At 42.2% G+C, this 19,205-nt stretch carries 17 protein-coding genes; 11 read left to right on the top strand and 6 right to left on the bottom strand.

Features of this window, described 5'->3' with window-relative positions; translation table 11 throughout:
* Nucleotides 1–90: 90 nt before the first annotated feature.
* The gene (locus tag IQ13_RS15330; RefSeq protein ID WP_144887355.1) at nt 91–435 is read right to left on the bottom strand and encodes a HopJ type III effector protein; all 345 of its coding nucleotides are present in this window, start codon (nt 433–435) and stop codon (nt 91–93) included.
* Between the two features lie 187 nt (nt 436–622).
* On the opposite strand from IQ13_RS15330, the gene IQ13_RS15325 reads away from it, so the two are divergent.
* Nucleotides 623–1,078 carry a hypothetical protein gene (locus tag IQ13_RS15325; protein WP_144887353.1) on the top strand — a complete coding sequence of 152 codons (456 nt, stop codon included), beginning with the start codon at nt 623–625 and terminating at the stop codon, nt 1,076–1,078.
* Between the two features lie 115 nt (nt 1,079–1,193).
* On the opposite strand, the gene IQ13_RS15320 is transcribed toward IQ13_RS15325, so the two are convergent.
* The gene (locus tag IQ13_RS15320) at nt 1,194–1,928 is read right to left on the bottom strand and encodes a hypothetical protein (protein WP_144887351.1); all 735 of its coding nucleotides are present in this window, start codon (nt 1,926–1,928) and stop codon (nt 1,194–1,196) included.
* A gap of 173 nt (nt 1,929–2,101) precedes the next feature.
* Between IQ13_RS15320 and IQ13_RS15315 the strand changes: the two genes are divergently transcribed.
* From IQ13_RS15315 to IQ13_RS15280, 8 genes are all read left to right on the top strand, one after another.
* Nucleotides 2,102–3,430: a DEAD/DEAH box helicase gene (locus tag IQ13_RS15315; RefSeq protein WP_144887349.1), complete on the top strand. Its 1,329-nt coding sequence runs from the start codon at nt 2,102–2,104 to the stop codon at nt 3,428–3,430.
* A 91-nt stretch (nt 3,431–3,521) separates the two neighbouring features.
* The gene (locus IQ13_RS15310; protein WP_144887347.1) at nt 3,522–4,706 is read left to right on the top strand and encodes a THUMP domain-containing class I SAM-dependent RNA methyltransferase; all 1,185 of its coding nucleotides are present in this window, start codon (nt 3,522–3,524) and stop codon (nt 4,704–4,706) included.
* A 64-nt stretch (nt 4,707–4,770) separates the two neighbouring features.
* Entirely contained in the window at nt 4,771–5,745 is a 975-nt protein-coding gene (locus IQ13_RS15305) for a YpdA family putative bacillithiol disulfide reductase (protein ID WP_144887345.1), read from the top strand.
* Between the two features lie 150 nt (nt 5,746–5,895).
* Nucleotides 5,896–7,839, top strand: a complete 1,944-nt coding sequence (locus IQ13_RS15300; RefSeq protein WP_144887343.1) for a T9SS type A sorting domain-containing protein — start codon at nt 5,896–5,898, stop codon at nt 7,837–7,839.
* Nucleotides 7,840–7,936: 97 nt separating this feature from the next.
* The gene (locus IQ13_RS15295; RefSeq protein ID WP_144887341.1) at nt 7,937–9,481 is read left to right on the top strand and encodes a M20/M25/M40 family metallo-hydrolase; all 1,545 of its coding nucleotides are present in this window, start codon (nt 7,937–7,939) and stop codon (nt 9,479–9,481) included.
* A gap of 194 nt (nt 9,482–9,675) precedes the next feature.
* Nucleotides 9,676–10,944, top strand: a complete 1,269-nt coding sequence (locus IQ13_RS15290) for a sensor histidine kinase (RefSeq protein ID WP_158637411.1) — start codon at nt 9,676–9,678, stop codon at nt 10,942–10,944.
* 166 nt (nt 10,945–11,110) lie between these two features.
* Nucleotides 11,111–11,512, top strand: coding sequence for a YMGG-like glycine zipper-containing protein (locus IQ13_RS15285; RefSeq protein WP_144887337.1), 402 nt, complete (start codon nt 11,111–11,113; stop codon nt 11,510–11,512).
* Between the two features lie 58 nt (nt 11,513–11,570).
* A complete protein-coding gene (locus IQ13_RS15280) occupies nt 11,571–12,494 on the top strand; it encodes a CAP domain-containing protein (protein ID WP_144887335.1) in 924 nt (307 codons plus the stop codon).
* A gap of 20 nt (nt 12,495–12,514) precedes the next feature.
* On the opposite strand, the gene IQ13_RS15275 is transcribed toward IQ13_RS15280, so the two are convergent.
* Entirely contained in the window at nt 12,515–13,669 is a 1,155-nt protein-coding gene (locus IQ13_RS15275) for a GAF domain-containing protein (RefSeq protein WP_144887333.1), read from the bottom strand.
* Nucleotides 13,670–14,067: 398 nt separating this feature from the next.
* Here IQ13_RS15275 and IQ13_RS15270 point away from each other — a divergent pair, with 398 nt between their 5' ends.
* Nucleotides 14,068–14,268 (top strand): dodecin family protein, encoded by a 201-nt coding sequence (locus tag IQ13_RS15270; protein ID WP_129129525.1) that lies wholly within the window; start codon nt 14,068–14,070, stop codon nt 14,266–14,268.
* Between the two features lie 47 nt (nt 14,269–14,315).
* On the opposite strand, the gene fusA2 is transcribed toward IQ13_RS15270, so the two are convergent.
* On the bottom strand, nt 14,316–16,454 hold the full coding sequence (gene fusA2 / locus IQ13_RS15265; RefSeq protein ID WP_144887331.1) for an elongation factor G2: 2,139 nt from the start codon (nt 16,452–16,454) through the stop codon (nt 14,316–14,318).
* Between the two features lie 133 nt (nt 16,455–16,587).
* The gene (locus IQ13_RS15260) at nt 16,588–16,965 is read right to left on the bottom strand and encodes a hypothetical protein (RefSeq protein WP_144887329.1); all 378 of its coding nucleotides are present in this window, start codon (nt 16,963–16,965) and stop codon (nt 16,588–16,590) included.
* Nucleotides 16,966–17,133: 168 nt separating this feature from the next.
* Between IQ13_RS15260 and IQ13_RS15255 the strand changes: the two genes are divergently transcribed.
* Nucleotides 17,134–18,546 (top strand): OmpA family protein, encoded by a 1,413-nt coding sequence (locus IQ13_RS15255; protein ID WP_144887327.1) that lies wholly within the window; start codon nt 17,134–17,136, stop codon nt 18,544–18,546.
* Nucleotides 18,547–18,625: 79 nt separating this feature from the next.
* Here the strand turns inward: IQ13_RS15255 and IQ13_RS15250 are convergent, their stop codons facing one another.
* The gene (locus IQ13_RS15250; protein WP_144887325.1) at nt 18,626–19,057 is read right to left on the bottom strand and encodes a VOC family protein; all 432 of its coding nucleotides are present in this window, start codon (nt 19,055–19,057) and stop codon (nt 18,626–18,628) included.
* Between the last annotated feature and the right edge of the window lie 148 nt (nt 19,058–19,205).

The raw sequence follows: 19,205 nt of genomic DNA, 5'->3' as shown, positions 1-19,205 counted from the left end.
AATTGCTGAGATGTTTCGTAACCTCGACATGACGGCGCAGTTTGTTTGAAAAAAACACAGACACGCCAAACGTAGGGGCTAACGTCATTTCTATTTTGTCTGCAGAGCGTCTGCATCGAAGCTGACGCCCTCCCATCCTGTAACCATGAAATTGCGAATATTAGCATGATTGGTTGACTCCGGATTTTGCAGAACATCTATTCGATAGTAATCACCAAAGCAGGCCAGTGTTTCTTCTTTGCTCAGGCCCTGCAGCTGTGCAAAAGAGAATAACTTGCAGGAGCCGGAATTGGTACCGGCTTCGTTTACTGCAGTACCGTTGGTAAAACGTACGGGTGTAAAATTGTAATTGCTGTCAATTACTTCAATCGTATCTGTAAAAGCAATGCTTTCGGGATTGCTGCGGAGTTTGTTTAAAAAATCTTCGATGCGCATAATTCGTCTTATTTAAAATTTACGATTGCGAAGATGAAGAGAAATGAGTGAATAAGAAAATCGGAAAGTTGTACAACTGCAATACATCAAGCAACAATGCAGCTTCGTCAAAGAAATATAGCTACCGAAAAAAGCCTGTGTTCCTTTGTTCTGTTAAACGATCTTTTCATTTAAAAACCTTTCAATCATGATCAGAAAAGCAATGTTAACCGCAGTACTGTTGCTTGCAGCAAGCACGCTCCTCTACTCGTTTCGCACTACAGGTGGCGAGGGTTTTGAAATTTATATTGACAACAAACTGGTGTTGCAACAATTTAACCAGGAAATGAAGCAGGTGAAACAGATTCAACTGAATGCAGCACAACAGGAACTGCAGGTAAAATATTACCACTGCGGCATGGCAGGCAAGAACCGTGTACTGGAATTAAAAAAAGCCGGACAGGAAGTGGTGAAGCACTGGCAGTTTAATAACAGCGAAGGAAAAAACTTTGCTATTACTGTAGCGGTAAAAGATATTCTTGCTTCGCAGAAAAAAGCAGGTACTGCTGCGGTATCACTTTACTACTCTTCCAAAGAAGCTCCGCAAGGACGTTTGCTGGCAACCATTTTTACAGCTGATATGCAGGCTGCTGTTAGGAAGTAATGAAAGATGATTGTAGTTGGCGCAAGCGTCTCGCTTGCGCCATTTTTTTGTTTCGATTGACGAGAGCACAAACGTAACGCTTGTGCTAAATAGTGATTATACTTGAACAACTGAACTAAACAGAGTTGTACTTTTCGTTTTCAAGTATTTTAATAGTCCATGAAATTTTTTCAGCCAATTCTGTACTTTCATATTGATAGAAAGCATTTGTCAATTTTTCGATCACACTATCAGATAGTAGCCAGTTTTTAAATGCAATGATGTTGCGTGTGCTTTTCATATTTCCCCGGATATAATGTTTCTGAAAAAGATTGTATGCCTCTTCATAGACATAGATTACTAAATTCTTAATAGAACTGAAGGAGTCATTCAACAACCAAAGTTCAGTCAAGTTATTGAAGTCAGGATAGAAATGCGCCAGTGATGCAAAATAATCACTAAACTCCCATTCGGCTTTTTCGCTGTTGTCATTTAGCAAATTATCCCACATGGCAATGCTGACATCATTCACTGCATTTTGCTCCTCTATGTCCCATCTTTGAAAGTTTGCATCCTTAAGCTTTTGATACAAGATCCAAACATCATACGGTGTATCAAAGAGTGCTGTTAGTTCAAACAGCCTCGGTAAGAAATGTTTAAAATCGTTCGTATCGCCCCATGTTGAAATAACTTTGCCTGCAAACAGAGCAAGATCTTCGCTCGATAAGTATTGAAGAGGCTTGGAAAATAAAGACTTATTCCATTCGTCTAAGCTTTCATACAAAGAACTCCCCGTCATGCCTGGGTTGCCTTGATATTTGGAGAAAATATTGTAAAGATTCTCGATTGATATTTTAAGCCTTTCAGTCATTGAAGATATAGCTACAACTCAAAAATAAAAGTAAGTTCATTCGAAGTTTCGTCAACTGATAAAGATAATCTGTAAGAGGAAAGCTTAAAGCACATAGTTCCCCTCTTCTTCCGTCAGACGAGGGCGTCAGACGGAGATACCACACTCCCCTACAATTACCTACCTTCGCCGCTATGCAACAACAACCCGGCTGGCTGAAAGATGCGCTCAGCAATCTCAACATCAAAGCGCTCAACCCAATGCAGGAAGCTGCGTTGGAAGCCACAGCAAAACATAAAGATCTCATTTTACTTTCGGCCACAGGCAGTGGTAAAACATTGGCATTCCTGTTGCCATTGGTTGAACAGTTAAAACAAAACCCAACTGTAACAACGGCCATCATCATTGTGCCGTCACGTGAACTGGCCATGCAGATTGAAACGGTATTTAAAAGTTTACAACTCAATTTAAAAGTTACCTGCTGCTATGGCGGGCACAAACGGGAAATTGAAGAAAACAACCTGATACAGGCACCCGCACTGTTGATTGGCACACCGGGCCGACTGGCCGATCATATCCGCAGAGAAAATATTCAAACAGCTTCCATTAAAACATTGGTGCTGGATGAGTTTGACAAATCGCTGGAGCTGGGTTTCCAGGAAGAGATGTCGTTCATCATCGGTTCGTTGCCCAACATTGAGCAACGCATGTTAACTTCTGCAACAAAGATGGAAGAGATTCCTGCCTTTGTTGGTTTGCAGCAACCGTACACCATCGATTTTTTAGGCAGCAAAGAAGAGAATGATATAGGTCTTGCGATACAGATACTGCAAAGCGAAGAGAAAGATAAAATTGAAACACTGTTCCGTTTGATCTGTATGCTGGGCAACCGTTCAACAATTGTATTCTGCAACCATCGGGAAGCAGTTGAACGTACAAGCGCCTTATTGAAGGAACGTGATATTGTGAATGTGTTTTATCATGGCGCCATGGAACAACGTGACCGTGATGCAGCCTTGTGCAAATTCCGCAACGGCACATCGAATGTGTTGGTAACAACCGATCTTGCTGCACGTGGGTTAGACATTGCCAACATCCGTTACATTGTGCATTATCATTTACCGCATACCGAAGATGCGTTCACACATCGCAACGGTCGCACCGCACGTATGGAAGCAAGTGGTACTGCTATTGTTATTCTTGGTCCGGATGAAACAATGCCTGCTTACATTCCTGCTGATGCCGAAGAAATTACATTGCCCGAAAAAGCAGAGATTCCCGAAAAACCAAAATGGACAACCTTGTTTATTGCTGCGGGTAAAAAAGACAAGGTGAATAAAATTGATATTGTTGGTTTCCTCAGTAACAAAGGCGATTTAAAAAAAGAAGATATCGGCTTAATTGAAGTGAAAGATTTTTTTGCGTTTGTAGCTGTGAAGAAAATAAAAGCCAATCACACACTCAACCTTATTAAAGACGAAAAGATAAAGGGGAAGAAAGTGAAAATTGCCGTTGCGAAATAGGCATAAGGCGAAAGGCATAGGGCAATACAGGTTCAAAACGATGCATTGCCTTCCTTATACCTTACTGCTTCTACCCTAAACCTTATTCAATATGAATTTATTTACTACTTCTTCCACCATCACCATAACCTGCCATAAGCGTATTGCGCCCTATTTAGAAAGAGAGGTGCTGGAACTGGGTTTTACAATTGAAGAAACATTTGTTACCGGTGTGAAGCTGCAGGGTACCATTAATGATTGTATCAAGCTCAACTTAAATCTGCGTTGTGCCAGCCAGGTGTTGTACAGTTTAAAACAATTTACTGCACAGGATGGCGATGATATTTACAATGCGTTGAAGAATTTTCAATGGGAAAACATTTTACCCAATCCCGGTTATTTTTCAGTAACGAGTAATGTCAACAATCCCACCATCAACAACAGCATGTTTGCCAACCTTCGTGTGAAGGATGCCATTGTTGACCGCATCAGAGAAAAGCGTGGCACACGCCCATCAACAGGTGCAGAATTAACCGGCACTGTGATTCACCTCTTTTGGAAAAACGAAGAAGCAGAAATTTTTGTTGATACATCAGGTGATTCGTTGGCAAGACATGGCTATCGAAAGATTCCCGGACTTGCGCCAATGCTGGAAGGCTTAGCATCCGCAACTATTTACGCCACTGTTTGGGATCGTGTTTCACCTTTCATCAATCCCATGTGTGGCTCGGGTACATTGGCGATAGAGGCAGCATTGATCGCAACTAACCGTAGACCGGGTTTGTACCGCACCAACTATGCATTTATGCATGTGCAGGGTTACGATGAAACAGTGTATCAACAAGAGGATGCATTACTCGAAGAACAAATTGTTGATGTGCCGGGATTAAAAATTATTGCGACTGATTATAATCCGAAAGCGATTGAAAATGCAAAGAAGAATGCCATTGCAGCGGGTGTACAAAAGCTCATCAATTTTACAGTTTGCGATTTTGCAAAAACAGAAGTACCGCCGGATGCAAAAGGTGTGATGATGATCAATCCTGAATATGGTGAACGGTTAGGCGACATTAAAGAACTGGAAGCAACCTATGCACGTATCGGCGATTTTATGAAGCAGCATTGCGGTGGTTATTATGGTTACATCTTTACCGGCAATATGGAGTTGGCAAAAAAAATCGGGCTGAAAGCAAAACGCAGAATTGAATTTTACAACAGCACTATTGATTGCCGTTTGCTGGAATATGAATTGTATAGCGGAAGCAGAAGAGAAGCGAAACCTAATCCGGATTTGTAAGTCAGTTTTTTTGCATAGCGGAAGGTTGGCAACCCTGCTGTTTCCCTCCCTATCTTTGCTCCTCATGCAAACAACACATTACTCCATCATCATCATCGGCGGCGGGCCTATTGGTTTGGCTTGCGGTATTGAAGCAAAAAAAGCGGGCCTGTCTTATGTTATTCTGGAAAAAGGTTGTTTGGTGAATTCGTTGTACAACTACCCTGCTAACATGACCTTCTTCTCCACTTCCGAGCGATTGGAAATTGGTGATGTACCATTCGTATCCGTCAACCCAAAACCAACGAGAGCTGAAGCATTGGAGTATTACAGAAGAGTAACCGTTGCGTATAAACTCAACATCAACTTGTTTGAAGAAGTATATACAGTTGAAAAAACTGCAACCAAATTCAGCATACAAACAAGCAAACAAAACTACACAGCCGATCATATCATCATTGCATCCGGCTTTTATGATATCCCCTATCTGCTCAATGTAAAAGGCGAAGACTTACCAAAAGTTACACACTACTACAAAGACCCGCACTTCTACGCATTTCAAAAAGTAATTGTTGTTGGAGCTAATAACTCGGCAGTAGATGCTGCATTGGAAACATGGCGCAAAGGTGCCGATGTAACCATGGTGATCCGTGAAAAAGAAGTGGGCGAACGGGTGAAGTACTGGGTACGTCCGGATGTTGTGAACCGTATTGCAGAAGGTTCCATCAAAGCATATTACGAATCTTCCATTGTTGAAATAAAGCAACACGAAGTCATTATTCAAACACCCGAAGGCCTCAAAACTATTCCCAACGATTGGGTAATTGCAGCTACCGGTTATCAACCCAACTTATCATTTCTTGAAAAGATCGGTATTACGTTATCGAATGATGAAGTACGTAAACCGCATTACAACGAGGAAACACATGAAACCAATGTACCCGGCGTTTACCTGGCAGGTGTTATTTGCGGCGGCATGAACACCTCACGACTCTTTATTGAAAATTCAAGAGAACATGCCCCACATATCGTACAATCAATCTTACGAAATATCCGCTAATAAAAGCATGTATTGCCCCTGAAGAAACATCGCACAACAGCTAAATACAAACCCTTAAGTGCCGTAAACAGGTTACCTCGAAATTACCCTTGGTAAAAACCCGTTGTACCTTTATGTTACCGAAATCCAATCCCTCTGAAAAAGATAGCAATGCATATTGTTCTCTTGTTGCCGTTATTCATTTCGGCGCAAATTACCACCCCGATGGTAAGGGCTAATTTTGGACTTGATGCAGATCTTCGTCACAACTTTTTTAATGGAGCAGTACTTTCCGGTAACGATGATTGGTTCAGCAATGCAGATGCAGGTACCGGTGTTTTTGTAATTGATACAACAGGCGCTGCTGCTATTTACAGTACATATACATCCAATCCATCTTCCCGCTTTGCTTCCTTTGCAAGAGGTATGCGGTACCCTGTTTTAAGCACCGTCAACAACCGTATTTTTTATGATGCAACATTTGTAAGAGATCATAGAGCAACCGACACAACCGGTTTTCCGGGCGGTTTAAAAAACGGAATGAGTCCACAGCTATGGTCTTCCGTTGTATCGCCTGTTCCTTCAAAAAATGACATTACAGAAGTGTTTCTGCATGTTCGCAGAGATGGTCCCACTTCCGCAGACTCATTGTTCTTTTTTGGTGGCGTAGGTATTTTGGGTACTACCGGTGATCGTTATTTCGACTTTGAATTATACCAAACCGATATTACATATAACCGCAGCACCGGAACATTTACAAAGTATGGTCCCGATTTCGGACACTCCACCTGGCGCTTCAATGCATCCGGTCAGATAACGCAATTGGGTGATATCATTTTTACTGCAGAGTATGGCACATCAGGCTTGACTGCTATTGAAGCAAGGATATGGATTGAGAAAACTGCTTTACCCACTGTAACGCCACAGGCATTCAGCTGGACAGGCACCTTTGATGGCGATGGCAACAATGCTACGTATGGCTATGCCGGTATTGTACCAAAAACAGGAGGTAACTTTTACCAAGGCTTGCAAAATTCTGCATCAGTATGGTCTGGCCCGTTTGGCAACCTCAACAGCAGTAACCTGCCGGTTACAACTTATGATCCTGTTCAGTTCATGGAGTTTTCGGTAAACCTTTCAAGATTGGGTCTCGACCCCATGACCTTTACAAATGGCTCCATGTGTAATCTTGCATTCGGGAAAGTTTTGGTTAAAACAAGAACATCTACGTCGTTTACATCAAGTCTAAGTGACTTTGTTGCTCCGTTCAGTTTCCGATCAGTTGCCAGTGTGGATGCTACAGCCGACTTTCCGGCTCTTTGTTCGCAACAGTTCATCAGCAACTTATCGGTAAGAAATCCTTTATCCACTTCAACTTATTCGTGGAGTACAACCAATGGGCGGATTGTAGGCTCAACAACTGGTACAACTATTACGGTTGATCAGCCCGGCACTTACATTGTTACACAGGAATTACTGAGCGGCTGTGGCGAAAACGGACGGGATACCATCAATATTGTTATTGCGCCGGGAGGCAGCTGTGCAGTGCTCAACGCATCATTACTTTCATTTACTGCCCGCAACAGAGAACAGGCGGTTGAACTAAACTGGAAGATTACAAATAACAATTATGCGAAAACAATAACTGTTGAAAGAAGCTTAAACGGACAACATTTTGCTGCAATCAACGACATAGCTGCAACCGCAAATACTGAAACAGCTGATTATATATTTACAGATGCGGTTACAAATTTCAACAGCAATAACATTTTTTACCGTTTAAAAATAACCAACAAAAACGGGCAGGTAACATACAGCGAAATACAATCTGTAAAAATAAACTACGCTCTCCTTTTGCAGGCAAGTGTAAACCCGAATCCTGTTGCAGGCAACCGCATGACAGTTCAATTATCGGTACCGCAAACAGATATTGCTGTTTTCCAACTCATACATTCATCGGGCGCCATCATTCATACACACAAACAAACTGTAACAAAAGGCAGTAACAGCATTCTTATTAACGGAACTTCATCGTGGCAACCCGGTTTGTACGTTTTACGTATTACAGTTGACGGCAAAACCCTGCAGCAAAAAGTAATTGTTACTGCCGGCTAACATTTTCCACTCATCACATTCTGCAGTAAACGAATATCCGCTAAGCAATCATTTTGTTATTTTCGGAACATTCGTAAAAACATTTAACTGCATCAACATGATTCGTTTATTTTTTGCTTTGCTGCTGCTTGGCTCAACTGCGTTTGCACAACAGAAAGATTCTGCAATGGTAAGCCGTATTGTAAAGGAGGCTACCGAAAATTCACATTTAAAAAAATTAGGACTGGAACTGATGGATGGCATCGGGCCACGCTTGGTTGGCAGTCCGCAAATGCAACAGGCACACGATTGGGCAGTTGCAAAATATACAAGCTGGGGCATTACAGCACGTAACGAAAAATGGGGCGAATGGCGTGGCTGGCAGCGTGGTATTACACATGTTGATATGGTGTTGCCCCGTGTAAAAACATTGGAAGGTATGCAGCTTGCGTGGAGCCCGGGTACCAATGGTAAAACTGTTACTGCCGATGTAATCATTATTCCAGATCTGGCAGATTCAATTGCCTTTCAACAATGGCTGCCTAACGTAAAAGGAAAGTTTGTATTGATTTCGATGAGCCAGCCTACCGGCCGTCCTGATTATAACTGGGAAGAATTTGCAACCAAAGAATCGTTTGAAAAAATGAAAAAGGAACGTGCAGATTTAACCGAAGCATGGCGCAAGCGCATTGCAAAAACAGGATACACTACACGCACATTGCCGGTTGCGTTGGAAAATGCTGGAGCAGCTGGTGTGGTAATGAGCAATTGGTCGAGCGGGTTTGGTGTAAATAAAATCTTTAGTGCCTACACCAAAAAAGTTCCAACCATCGATCTGGCTTTGGAAGATTATGGTTTACTTTTTCGTTTGGCAGAAGCAGGAAACACGCCTAAAATAAGTGTGCGTGCCGATTCGAAAGAAAACGGCGTTGTGCCAACTTATAATACCGTTGCAGAAATGAAAGGAACAGAAAAACCGAATGAATATGTGATGCTTTCTGCACACTTCGATTCGTGGGATGGCGGAACGGGTGCAACAGATAACGGTACCGGAACATTGGTGATGATGGAAGCAATGCGTATTCTGAAACTGGTTTATCCCAATCCAAAACGCACTATTCTCGTTGGCCATTGGGGAAGTGAAGAACAAGGGCTAAATGGCTCACGTGCATTTGTAGAAGACCATCCTGAAATTATTCCTAACATACAGGCTTTGTTCAACCAGGATAATGGTACAGGGCGTGTAGTCAACATTTCGGGCCAGGGCTTTTTACATGCGTACGATTATATTGGCCGCTGGTTGGCAGCAGTACCCAACAGCATCCGCCAACATATTGAAACAAGATTCCCCGGAAGTCCCGGTGGCGGTGGTTCCGACTATGCATCGTTTGTTGCAGCAGGTGTACCCGCCTTCTCACTTAGTTCAAACAGCTGGTCGTATGGTTCATACACCTGGCATACCAACCGGGATACCTATGATAAGATTGTGTTTGATGATGTACAGAACAATGCCATCCTCACCGCTATTCTTATTTATATGGCTTGTGAAGATGAAAGTAAAACCTCACGGGAACGGATTGTGTTGCCTGTTAATCCCCGTACAGGCGAACCCGGTAAATGGCCGGTACAAACAAAGCCCACCCGCAGAGGCGGACTTGATTAATACAGCAATCTCCTACAGCAAATGCACTTCCTGCGAAGTGCATTTTTTATATAATTTTATTTTATAACATATTTGGAATGACTGTCATCACTCTGCAAACAAACAATGCTCATAAAGCCGTTGTTTTTGTGCGGTTACTTTTACCCTCAATTCACTGAACTATGGCCTTTGCTTCTATGTTTACAAAGTTAAAATTGCAACTCGTTAACCTGAGTCCCGCTTTTGCAATTACGTTTGTGTACCTGGTTACGGGCATTATATGGATACTGTGGAGCGATACAGTAGTTATACACATCGCTGGCAACAACAGTATTCTTTTACAGGAACTGCAGAGTAAAAAAGGAATTGCTTATGTGCTTCTATCCGGCATACTCTTGTTTTATATCAGCCATCGTTTATACAAACGCTTACAAAAAACAGACAAACAAAAACTTTCGTTACAGCAAAAAGTGGAAGCTTTAAACAGTACTAACCCCGGTGGTATGATCGACTACGATCTTGTTACCAACGAAGTACAGATGAACGAAAAAATGACCTTCTTTACGCCGCACAACGAACTGGCAGAAAACAGTTTTCTGGAAGTACTATTCAACCGTATTCACTCGTCTGATAAAGAAAGAGTACGTACCGAATACACAACAGCTACTAGCTCTTCAGCAAAAACACTTACAACCGAATTTAAACTCCTGGGCAGCGATAACAATTACTATACGGTTATCTGTACGCTTTTTCTTATCCGCAACGAAGAAGCTGTATTAAAACGTGTGATAGGCGAAATAAGAGATATAACACAGCTGCGTAACCTGCAGGCTGAGTATTATAACCAGCAGTTGAAACACAAACATCGTCTTGCATCTACCATCATCAAAGCACAGGAAAACGAACGGAACCGTTGGGCAGAAGAATTGCACGATAATATTTCGCAAATGTTAACGGTGGTAAATCTTTACCTCAGCAATACGCATGTGCAGATGGATAACAACGTAACCATGATCGAACAGGCGAGAAAATTTATTAATGAAGTACAGCAGGAAATACGTTTACTATCCTCAAGCATAAAGCCGCCTTCTTTCCATTCAACTACATTAAAGCAATCGGTAACACGACTGATGGCAGATATTAAACGGATTAAAAATATCGAATTCAGTTTTACGGAAGATCCTTCGGCAGAAACAGATATGAACGATGAACAAAAACTGATGGCTTATCGTGTAATACAGGAGCAACTGAACAATATTATCAAGTATGCCAACGCTTCAAAAATAGAAATGAATGTGTGGTGCGAAAATAATGCTGCACATATTTCAATTGAAGATAATGGTAACGGGTTCGATACAAACAAGATCCGTTCCGGTCTGGGCTTTCGCAATATCCAAAGCCGCCTGCAATTATATAATGGCAACATGCATATCGATTCATCGCCCGGCAAAGGCTGTTTACTCTCCGTTTCCTTTCAATTATAAAACGACGGATCCCTCTCTTTGTTAAAAAAGCTTTGCTCTGTAAACATTGATTTACAAATGTTTCGACAGTAGCTTTTTTATTGCATTAACAAATTGTAGAATTTCTGGCATGCTTTTTTAAGATGCTGTACAGGCAACCAATTTCTTAACCTGTAAAGCAAAAGTTATGAAACAGTTATTTACAATTTTATCTGCAATGGTAATTATGGCAGCATGTAAACCAAAAGCAGAAACAGATCAAACAAAAGTATTGTCAGCAGTTGATTCGGCAGAATTTGCAGCTTTCCAGGAATGGAAAGAACAACAGGAAGCAAAGAAAAATGCAGAAACAAAAACAGTATATGTTGTGCAGAAGCAGGCAACTTCTACATCGAATAACACAACAACCCGTAAAAAATGGAGCAATGCTACCAAGGGCGCAGTTATTGGTGGTGTAGGTGGTGCTATTGTAGGTGGTGTAGTAAGTAAACGTAACCGTGCAGCCGGTGCTGTTATTGGCGGTGTCGTTGGTGGTGGTGCAGGTTATGGTATTGGTAAAACATACGATAACAAACAAAATAACCAGTAATTAAAACTTCAGCGGCAATCGGCATTTTCCGGTTGCCGCTTTTTTGCTTTGTAACCTTATGAACTATGTTGATGTTTATACAATCTTTGTATTGTTACTTACTGCGTTGATTGGCTTTCAGATCGGCGCAACAAAAATCCTGAGCGAAATAAGCAAGTGGATACTTGCGGCTGCAGCAGCAGTATTACTTCCCGTCTATCTTAACAGCAACAATGTTTCCGGCCAACCTTTGTTGCAGGATTTTTATTTGCCTTTGTGCATGTTTACGTTATTCCTGCTCACGTACCTGCTGCTTTCTTTCCTGCAACAAACAACAACTACAAACCGTACGAAGAGCACGCATATTCTAAACAAGATTGCTGGTATTATTCCGGGCTTATTCCTTGGCATTATCATTACAGCAGTAAGTACACGTATTGCTATACTTACAGCAGACAGCAACATCAGCAATGAAATAAAAAACAGTTTTGCATACAGTACATCAGCGCCCTATATCAATCTTACTGAGAACTATCTGAGCCCCCGTATTGCCAATGTTACAGCAAGTGCAACAACCAGCAACAGCAATGCAGAAGTATATGCAACATCTTACTTTAAACACAGGCCCGATCTGGAATACCAGATGCTGCAACTGCTCAATAAAGAACGAAAGCAAAGGGGGTTAAAGCCGCTTACAGCCGATGAACCGTTACGTAAAGTTGCAAGAGCACATTCGGAAGACATGTTGCGCAGAGGCTATTTTTCGCACATTACACCCGACGGAAAAGATCCTTTTGACCGGATGAAGAAAGCAGGCATTCACTACAACCTTGCAGGCGAAAACCTGGCATATGCAGCAACGCTCAGCAAAGCACACAACGGGTTAATGCACTCCAGGCTGCACAGGGAAGCTATCTTAAATGCTAAATTCAAACGTGTAGGAATCGGCATTGTGGATGGTGGTAAAAACGGACTGATGATTTCGCAGGAGTTCAGAGATTAAACGGCAACAGAACATTGCTGTTATTGTTGCAATAGCGGCAACAGAATATGCAGTTCATTAAACCCCTCTGCCGGTTCAACAAAGCGAACACGGCCATTCAATGCAACAACCCTGTAATACAATGAATGAATAAAAAGTTCTTTTTCTCTTTCTTCAAAAGAACGTCTGCCGGCATCATCGATTATTGTTAAACGGATATCGCTACCAACTTCCAGCTTTACATGTACAATACGCAGATCTTTTTGTTGAAACAAAACATCCAGCCAGGCTTCAACAATACGGGTGCAGCTGAGTGCTTGTAAAAAAGATACCAAAGAAATATAACCTGTTACATCCAGCTTAATAGTGGTATCGGAAGTACGGTGAGTAGCAATAAGATTTTCTAATAACTGATGCAGATCGGACGTTTCAAGTGTTGTAGGGCTGAAACCATAAGACAAGTCCTTTACATTAGCCAAAGCCTGCGAAAGCGCTTTTTCAGCAACAGTAATAAGATCGCTCTGTTTTGCTCCATCCGTTTGCAGCATATTCAGGTAAAGACGAACAGTTGCAAGGTCTTGTGCAATATTTTCATGCAGTTGTTTTGCAACAAACAAACTCTCCTCATCTTTTTGTTTAATGAGCGCCGTTGCAGATTCCTCATTCAGTGCAATCAAATCTTTTGCCCGCTTCAAAATCAGATTCGATTTCAACCGCAGCTCCAGCAATTGGGTTACCTGGTGCGACAGAATCGTTAATGCCCGTTCCTGTTGCTTGGTTAGTACCCTTGGTTGTTGATCAATAACACAAATTGTACCCAGGTTATGCCCGGCTGGCGATACAATCGGGGCGCCTGCATAAAACCGGATATTTAAGGGACCTGTTACAAGAGGATTATCAAAAAAACGGACATCTTTCGCAGCATCTTCCACAATCATTACTTCGTTACTAAGTATAGCATGTGCACAAAATGCAACATCACGGGGAGTTTCTGTTTCGTCAATATTCTGTTTTGATTTAAACCATTGCCGGTCTTTATCAATTAAAGTAATCAACGATACAGGACAATTACAAATTTCTGCAGCCAACTCTCGCAATTCGTCAAACTCTTTCTCTGGTGCTGTATCCAGCAGGTTGTACATTTCAAGCTCTGCTAATCGTACATCTTCCAATCTGGGTAATTCTGCAATAACCATAATTTATTTTTATGCGTTTACGGATAAATCCATTTACGCCGGGTTCTGATAAAATAGATTTCAACCATTTGTTGTATTTCAAAAAACAAATGATTACACTTATCTCTAATAAACAGTTTGCTGATTCGGGTTCCGGCAAAACAGAATATCGTCGCCGATTAAGACATGCTTAGACTCCAATACAAAGTTCACACTTAAGACGTATGTATTGACGCAATCCCTCTCATTCTATCCGACTTTTTTCCGAATCTAAGTAGTTGTACTTAGTATCAAAATTTACCTCACTACAAAAACTCAGATAAAGAATACGTTAAACATGCAACTGTTTGTAAACGACGGCTGCAAAGAGTAATTTAACAGCGTTAACAATTTTCCTGAACATTTTAAAACACAAGACAATGCCAATAGTAAAAATTATTGAAGTGATTGCATCTTCAGAAAAAGGAATTGATGATGCTATACGGCAGGCAGTTGCCGAAGCATCGAAAACCGTTCGCAATATCGATTCGGTTTATGTACAGGATATTAAAGCACATGTAAAAGACGGACAGGTTACAACCTTCGGATGCGTTTGTAAAATATCGTTCCGGATTGAGTAAAAAAAATCCTGCCCGTTGGGCAGGATTTTTTTGAGTTGTATGATGTGTTAAGCCATCACCTCTTCCTTCGCTACTTTGCTGTAATCATCAGCCAGTTTACGTTGTACTTCAAATGGCACTGCTTCATAATCCAGGAAATGCATCCGGAATTTTGCACGGCCTTGTGTAAACGAACGCAGGTTGCTGCTGTAATCCTGCATTTCGGCCAAGGGCACTTTCGCTATCACTTTGGTAAAATGACCTTCGGTATCCATGCCTTCCACCATTGCACGGCGTGTTTGCAGATCGCCGATAACAGCACCGGTTAAATCTTCAGGACACAATACTTCTACATGATACATGGGTTCCAGCAATTGCGGATCGGCCTGTTGAAATGCCTGGCGAAATGCCTGCAGTCCGGCAATTTTAAATGAGATATCGTTACTGTCAACCGCATGCATTTTTCCATCGAACACACTTACACGTACATCACGCACGAACGAGCCCGTTAACGGACCTTCCTGCATTTTTTCCATTACACCTTTGAGAATAGATGGAAGAAAACGCTGATCAATAGCTCCACCAACGATACAGTTATAATACACCAGCTTACCGCCCCAAGGCAAAGCATGTGTTTCTTTACCACGTACGTTTAAACCATCGGGCTCGGGCATTCCTTCGTACCAGGGCTCAATGCGCAAATGCACTTCACCAAACTGGCCGCTGCCACCACTTTGCTTTTTATGCCGATACATGCTTTCTGCACTCTTGCGAATAGTTTCTCTGAAAGGTATGCGTGGCCGTGTAAACTTCACATCAAGTTTATGCAGGTTTTCAATTTTCCATTTAGCAACAGCCAAATGCATATCGCCCTGGCAATGGATAAGCGTTTGTTTCAACTCAGGCGATACTTCTACTTTAAACGTAGCATCTTCGTTACGTAGTTCGTGTAAGGCAGCTGCCAGCTTTTCTTCTTCACCTTTCTTAGTGCTTTCAATTGCCATGGTAAGATTGGATGCAGGAAAAACAATCGGCATCAATTCCATATCCTTACCTCTTTCGTGCAGGGTATTGTTGACATGCGTGTTCTTCAGCTTCAATGTTGCGCCAATATCGCCCGCAACCAACTCGTTTACAGGAGTACGCTTGTTGCCTTCAACCACAAACAGTTGATTTATTTTTTCGCTTACACCAGTGTTTTCGTTTACCAGCTCCATGCCTGTTTTAATTGTACCGCTATATACTTTAAAGAACGACAGTTCACCAACATGTTGCTCGGTTACTGTTTTAAATACAAATATGCAGGCGGCTCCATTCGCATCGCATGGCAAGGTATTGCCAGCTTTGGTTGTTTGCGGCGGCATTTCATTTGCACTGGGACAAACATTATCGATAAAGCCCATCAATCGTCCGCTTCCCATATTACGTTCGGCAGACAAACAGAACAGCGGAAACAGATCGTGATGAATCATGGCTTTTTTCATGCCTTCTTTAATTTCATCTTCATCCAGTTCGCCTTTATCGAAGTACTTCTCCATCAGTGTTTCATCATTTCCTGCAACGGCTTCAATCAATTCTTTGTGCAGCAGATCGGCCTTTTCTTTTTCATCATCCGGTATGGCTAATTTCTCCGGTTTACCACCACCATCTTTAAACTTGTACATCGTCATGCGGAGTACATCAATAATTTCATGAAAGCCTGCTCCTTGCTGACGTGGATATTGTACCACGGTGATATTCGATCCAAAATGCGCTTTGGCTTCGGCAACTGTTTTATCAAAATCGGCGGTTTCTTCATCCAGTTTGTTTACCGCAAAAATCATTGGGGTTTTAAACTCTTCGGTATACTCCCAAATAATGTCTGTTCCTACTTCTACACCATGTGCTGCATTCAATAACATTACACCGGTATCAGCTACACGAAGCGCACTGATAACTTCGCCTGCAAAATCGTCGTAACCCGGCGTATCAAGAATGTTGATTTTATAACCACGCCATTTGCTGTGTAATAACTTCGAAAAAACGGAGTTGCCTCTCTCCTGCTCCAGTTCGTGGTAATCGGCAACAGTATTGCGTTCGGCAATAGTGCCACGGCGGTTAATAATGCCTGCTTCATACAGCATGCTTTCCGCTAATGTTGTCTTACCGGAGCCGGCATGGCCCAGCAAGACAATGTTTTTTACATGTGAGGTATCAAAGTCTGCCATAACATTCAATTTTTATAATGTAAATAATATCCTGCCCGCATGGTGCTGCAGGAAGATCTACAGATGGATACAGATAGAATTGAAGGGTGACTGAAAGGGAAGAGTGAGGTGTTCTTTTACAAATAAACTGCAGTTATGCCTTCGCCATAAAATGCATAAACTCACTACGCAGTTCGTTGAGTGTGTGTTCTAACACTTCGTACTGGTCGTGCAGTTCTTCGTGCTCCTGTAGTGTTTCGGGAGATGGTTGACCTGCCGGTCGCATTTCTTCCATTTGCAATCGCCGGTCGTGCGATTTAATGGCTTGTTTCAGATCGTGGATATTGATCTGCTGAATGTAAAATTGGTTGTGATAATGTTCCACTTCGGTAAGGACATCTTTGTCTTTTTCTCCGCTGGCCATGAGTTGCAGCTGATCTCTCAGTTGACTCATTTCGTTACGGTAGGAACGCAGTTGCTCCCTCCAGGAGCTGCATTCCCTGTTGAGCTGTGTTGTGTCTGTTGAAACCATGGGAAACAGTTTTAAAAGTGAGGAATAATATTTCATCAAAGAGCTACTTAAATGTACGTTAGCAAATTGACAATTCCTATAAAAAAACTCCTGATTTACACACAAAAACAAACTGATTTTATACCATAATCGGCAACGGAACGTTAATTTAGCAGTTAATTGATTTCTATGAACCAAACCCTTTTACTAACTGCTGCGCTCTTACTGTTTGTAATTAGTGCAGATGCCCAACAACCAACATCCAAGAAACAGGAACTGCTGTCGTACAACATCAGTCTTTCCGATTACGAATTACCGGGCTACATTAAAGATTCCGCATCAAACAAAACATTTAACCGCAACGATTGGCACAAAGCAGGCCGCATGTCGCTGTGCATTGGTGTAAGTTACTGGCGTGGCTTAACCGATAAACTCGATTTTTCGGGCAACCTCACCGGAACTTTTTCCAACTTCCCTTCCAACTTTGTAAAAGATGATACCATTGGCCAGGCTGGTTTTTCTACCCAGCTCGATGGGCTGCTGCATCTACGTGCATTCAAAGAAACATCGCCCGTTAATCCATTTTTAACCGCAGGTATTGGCATGGGTTATTTTCCGGGGCAGTTTGCTATTTACGCACCACTTGGTGCAGGCTTGCAATTTCGTTTTAAACAAGGTGCTTACCTGTTTACGCAGGCGCAATGGCGTAAAAAAATAAGCAGTGGCATCAACAACGATTACCTGCATTACAGCATCAGCTTTGCGCAGGATTTTCCATTTGGCAAAAAGAAAGTAAAAGATATTCCTGTTGATCCCATACCTGTTGAACCGGTGTTGCCGCCGGATGCTGACGGTGATGGATTTGCAGATGCAAACGACTTATGCCCGGCCGTAAAAGGCACCGTCAATGGTTGTCCTGATTCGGATGGAGATGGTGTTGCTGATAAGGATGACAAATGCCCGAACGATAAAGGAACCCTGAACGGTTGCCCGGATAGTGATAACGATGGCGTGGCAGATAAAGACGATCAATGCCCGAACGATAAAGGAACACTCAATGGTTGTCCGGATAGTGATAATGATGCTGTTGCTGATAAAGATGACCAATGTAAAGATGTGGCAGGCCTGCAACGTTACAATGGCTGCCCCATACCCGACAGCGACAAGGATGGTGTAAATGATGAGCAGGATAAATGCCCCAACGAAGCCGGTATTCTTGCCAACAATGGTTGTCCTGAAATTAAACAGGAAGTAAAACAGAAGATCGAGTTTGCAGCAAAGAATATTTTCTTCCAGTTTGCGAGTGATGTGATCCTGAAAAAATCATATGCTTCACTGAACGAAGTGGTAACCGTGCTGCAACAGAACCCATCACTTAAACTCAGCATCAGTGCACATGCTGATAACCTTGGTACTCCAGACCGTAACCTGATGTGGAGCGAACGCAGAGCGAAAGCTGTTGCCGATTACTTCATCAGCAAGGGTATTGCTGCCGACCGTATTATGTACAAAGGCTATGGCGATACACAACCCATTGCCAGCAATAAAACTGCAAAAGGCAGAGCTGCCAACCGCAGGGTTGAAATGAAAGTGGATTATTAATTCATCCTACAATAGAACATACAAAAGCCTTCCGGTTGGAAGGCTTTTGTATGTATAGCAACTTGTTGTTGCGGATGAATTAACGTGGTTGCTGATCGTAATTGATCATCCATTCAATGCCGTATTTATCTCTGAACATGCCAAAATACGAACCCCAAGGACTATCGGCCATCGCCATTTCAACTTGTCCGCCGGCAGAAAGACCATTGAACAGCTGATCTGCTTCCTCTTTGCTTTCTGCCATAATTGAAATTTTACTCCTGTTCTCCTGTTCGTTATGCTTGCCCATAAAGGAAGGGGTATCACTTCCCATCAACATACTGTTGTTGCCGATAGGCAATGCAATATGCATAAGGTTGTTTGCTTCCTCTTCGCCAATAGGCAGATTTTCGAAACCCATATCTTTAAAACGGGTTACGGTTGCAAACTCGCCGCCAAAAACCGATTTGTAAAATGTAAACGCTTCTTCGGCATTGCCGTTAAAATGGATGTAAGGATTGATTTGTGCCATGATGCTTGTTTTAAGATAACTACTTTGATTATTTCCCAAACCTACAGCTTTACTGCAGCTGCCACAAGGTGTACCGGCGACAAAAACAAGGCCGATTGCGACAATACCCATAACAAACTTTCTCTGCAAAAAAGTACCAACAACCGTA

Origin of the sequence: Lacibacter cauensis (assembly GCF_007830055.1) — a bacterium.
Taxonomy (GTDB): Bacteria; Bacteroidota; Bacteroidia; order Chitinophagales; family Chitinophagaceae; genus Lacibacter; species Lacibacter cauensis.
Note: the sequence above shows the minus strand (reverse complement) of the source record. Positions and strands in the feature narration are given on the sequence as shown.

Coding starts and splice junctions, on each gene's coding strand:
- IQ13_RS15330 (WP_144887355.1), bottom strand. CDS start 435: ATGCGCATCGAAGATTTTTTAAACAAACTCCGCAGCAATCCCGAAAGC.
- IQ13_RS15325 (WP_144887353.1), top strand. CDS start 623: ATGATCAGAAAAGCAATGTTAACCGCAGTACTGTTGCTTGCAGCAAGC.
- IQ13_RS15320 (WP_144887351.1), bottom strand. CDS start 1,928: ATGACTGAAAGGCTTAAAATATCAATCGAGAATCTTTACAATATTTTC.
- IQ13_RS15315 (WP_144887349.1), top strand. CDS start 2,102: ATGCAACAACAACCCGGCTGGCTGAAAGATGCGCTCAGCAATCTCAAC.
- IQ13_RS15310 (WP_144887347.1), top strand. CDS start 3,522: ATGAATTTATTTACTACTTCTTCCACCATCACCATAACCTGCCATAAG.
- IQ13_RS15305 (WP_144887345.1), top strand. CDS start 4,771: ATGCAAACAACACATTACTCCATCATCATCATCGGCGGCGGGCCTATT.
- IQ13_RS15300 (WP_144887343.1), top strand. CDS start 5,896: ATGCATATTGTTCTCTTGTTGCCGTTATTCATTTCGGCGCAAATTACC.
- IQ13_RS15295 (WP_144887341.1), top strand. CDS start 7,937: ATGATTCGTTTATTTTTTGCTTTGCTGCTGCTTGGCTCAACTGCGTTT.
- IQ13_RS15285 (WP_144887337.1), top strand. CDS start 11,111: ATGAAACAGTTATTTACAATTTTATCTGCAATGGTAATTATGGCAGCA.
- IQ13_RS15280 (WP_144887335.1), top strand. CDS start 11,571: ATGAACTATGTTGATGTTTATACAATCTTTGTATTGTTACTTACTGCG.
- IQ13_RS15275 (WP_144887333.1), bottom strand. CDS start 13,669: ATGGTTATTGCAGAATTACCCAGATTGGAAGATGTACGATTAGCAGAG.
- IQ13_RS15270 (WP_129129525.1), top strand. CDS start 14,068: ATGCCAATAGTAAAAATTATTGAAGTGATTGCATCTTCAGAAAAAGGA.
- fusA2 (WP_144887331.1), bottom strand. CDS start 16,454: ATGGCAGACTTTGATACCTCACATGTAAAAAACATTGTCTTGCTGGGC.
- IQ13_RS15260 (WP_144887329.1), bottom strand. CDS start 16,965: ATGGTTTCAACAGACACAACACAGCTCAACAGGGAATGCAGCTCCTGG.
- IQ13_RS15255 (WP_144887327.1), top strand. CDS start 17,134: ATGAACCAAACCCTTTTACTAACTGCTGCGCTCTTACTGTTTGTAATT.
- IQ13_RS15250 (WP_144887325.1), bottom strand. CDS start 19,057: ATGGCACAAATCAATCCTTACATCCATTTTAACGGCAATGCCGAAGAA.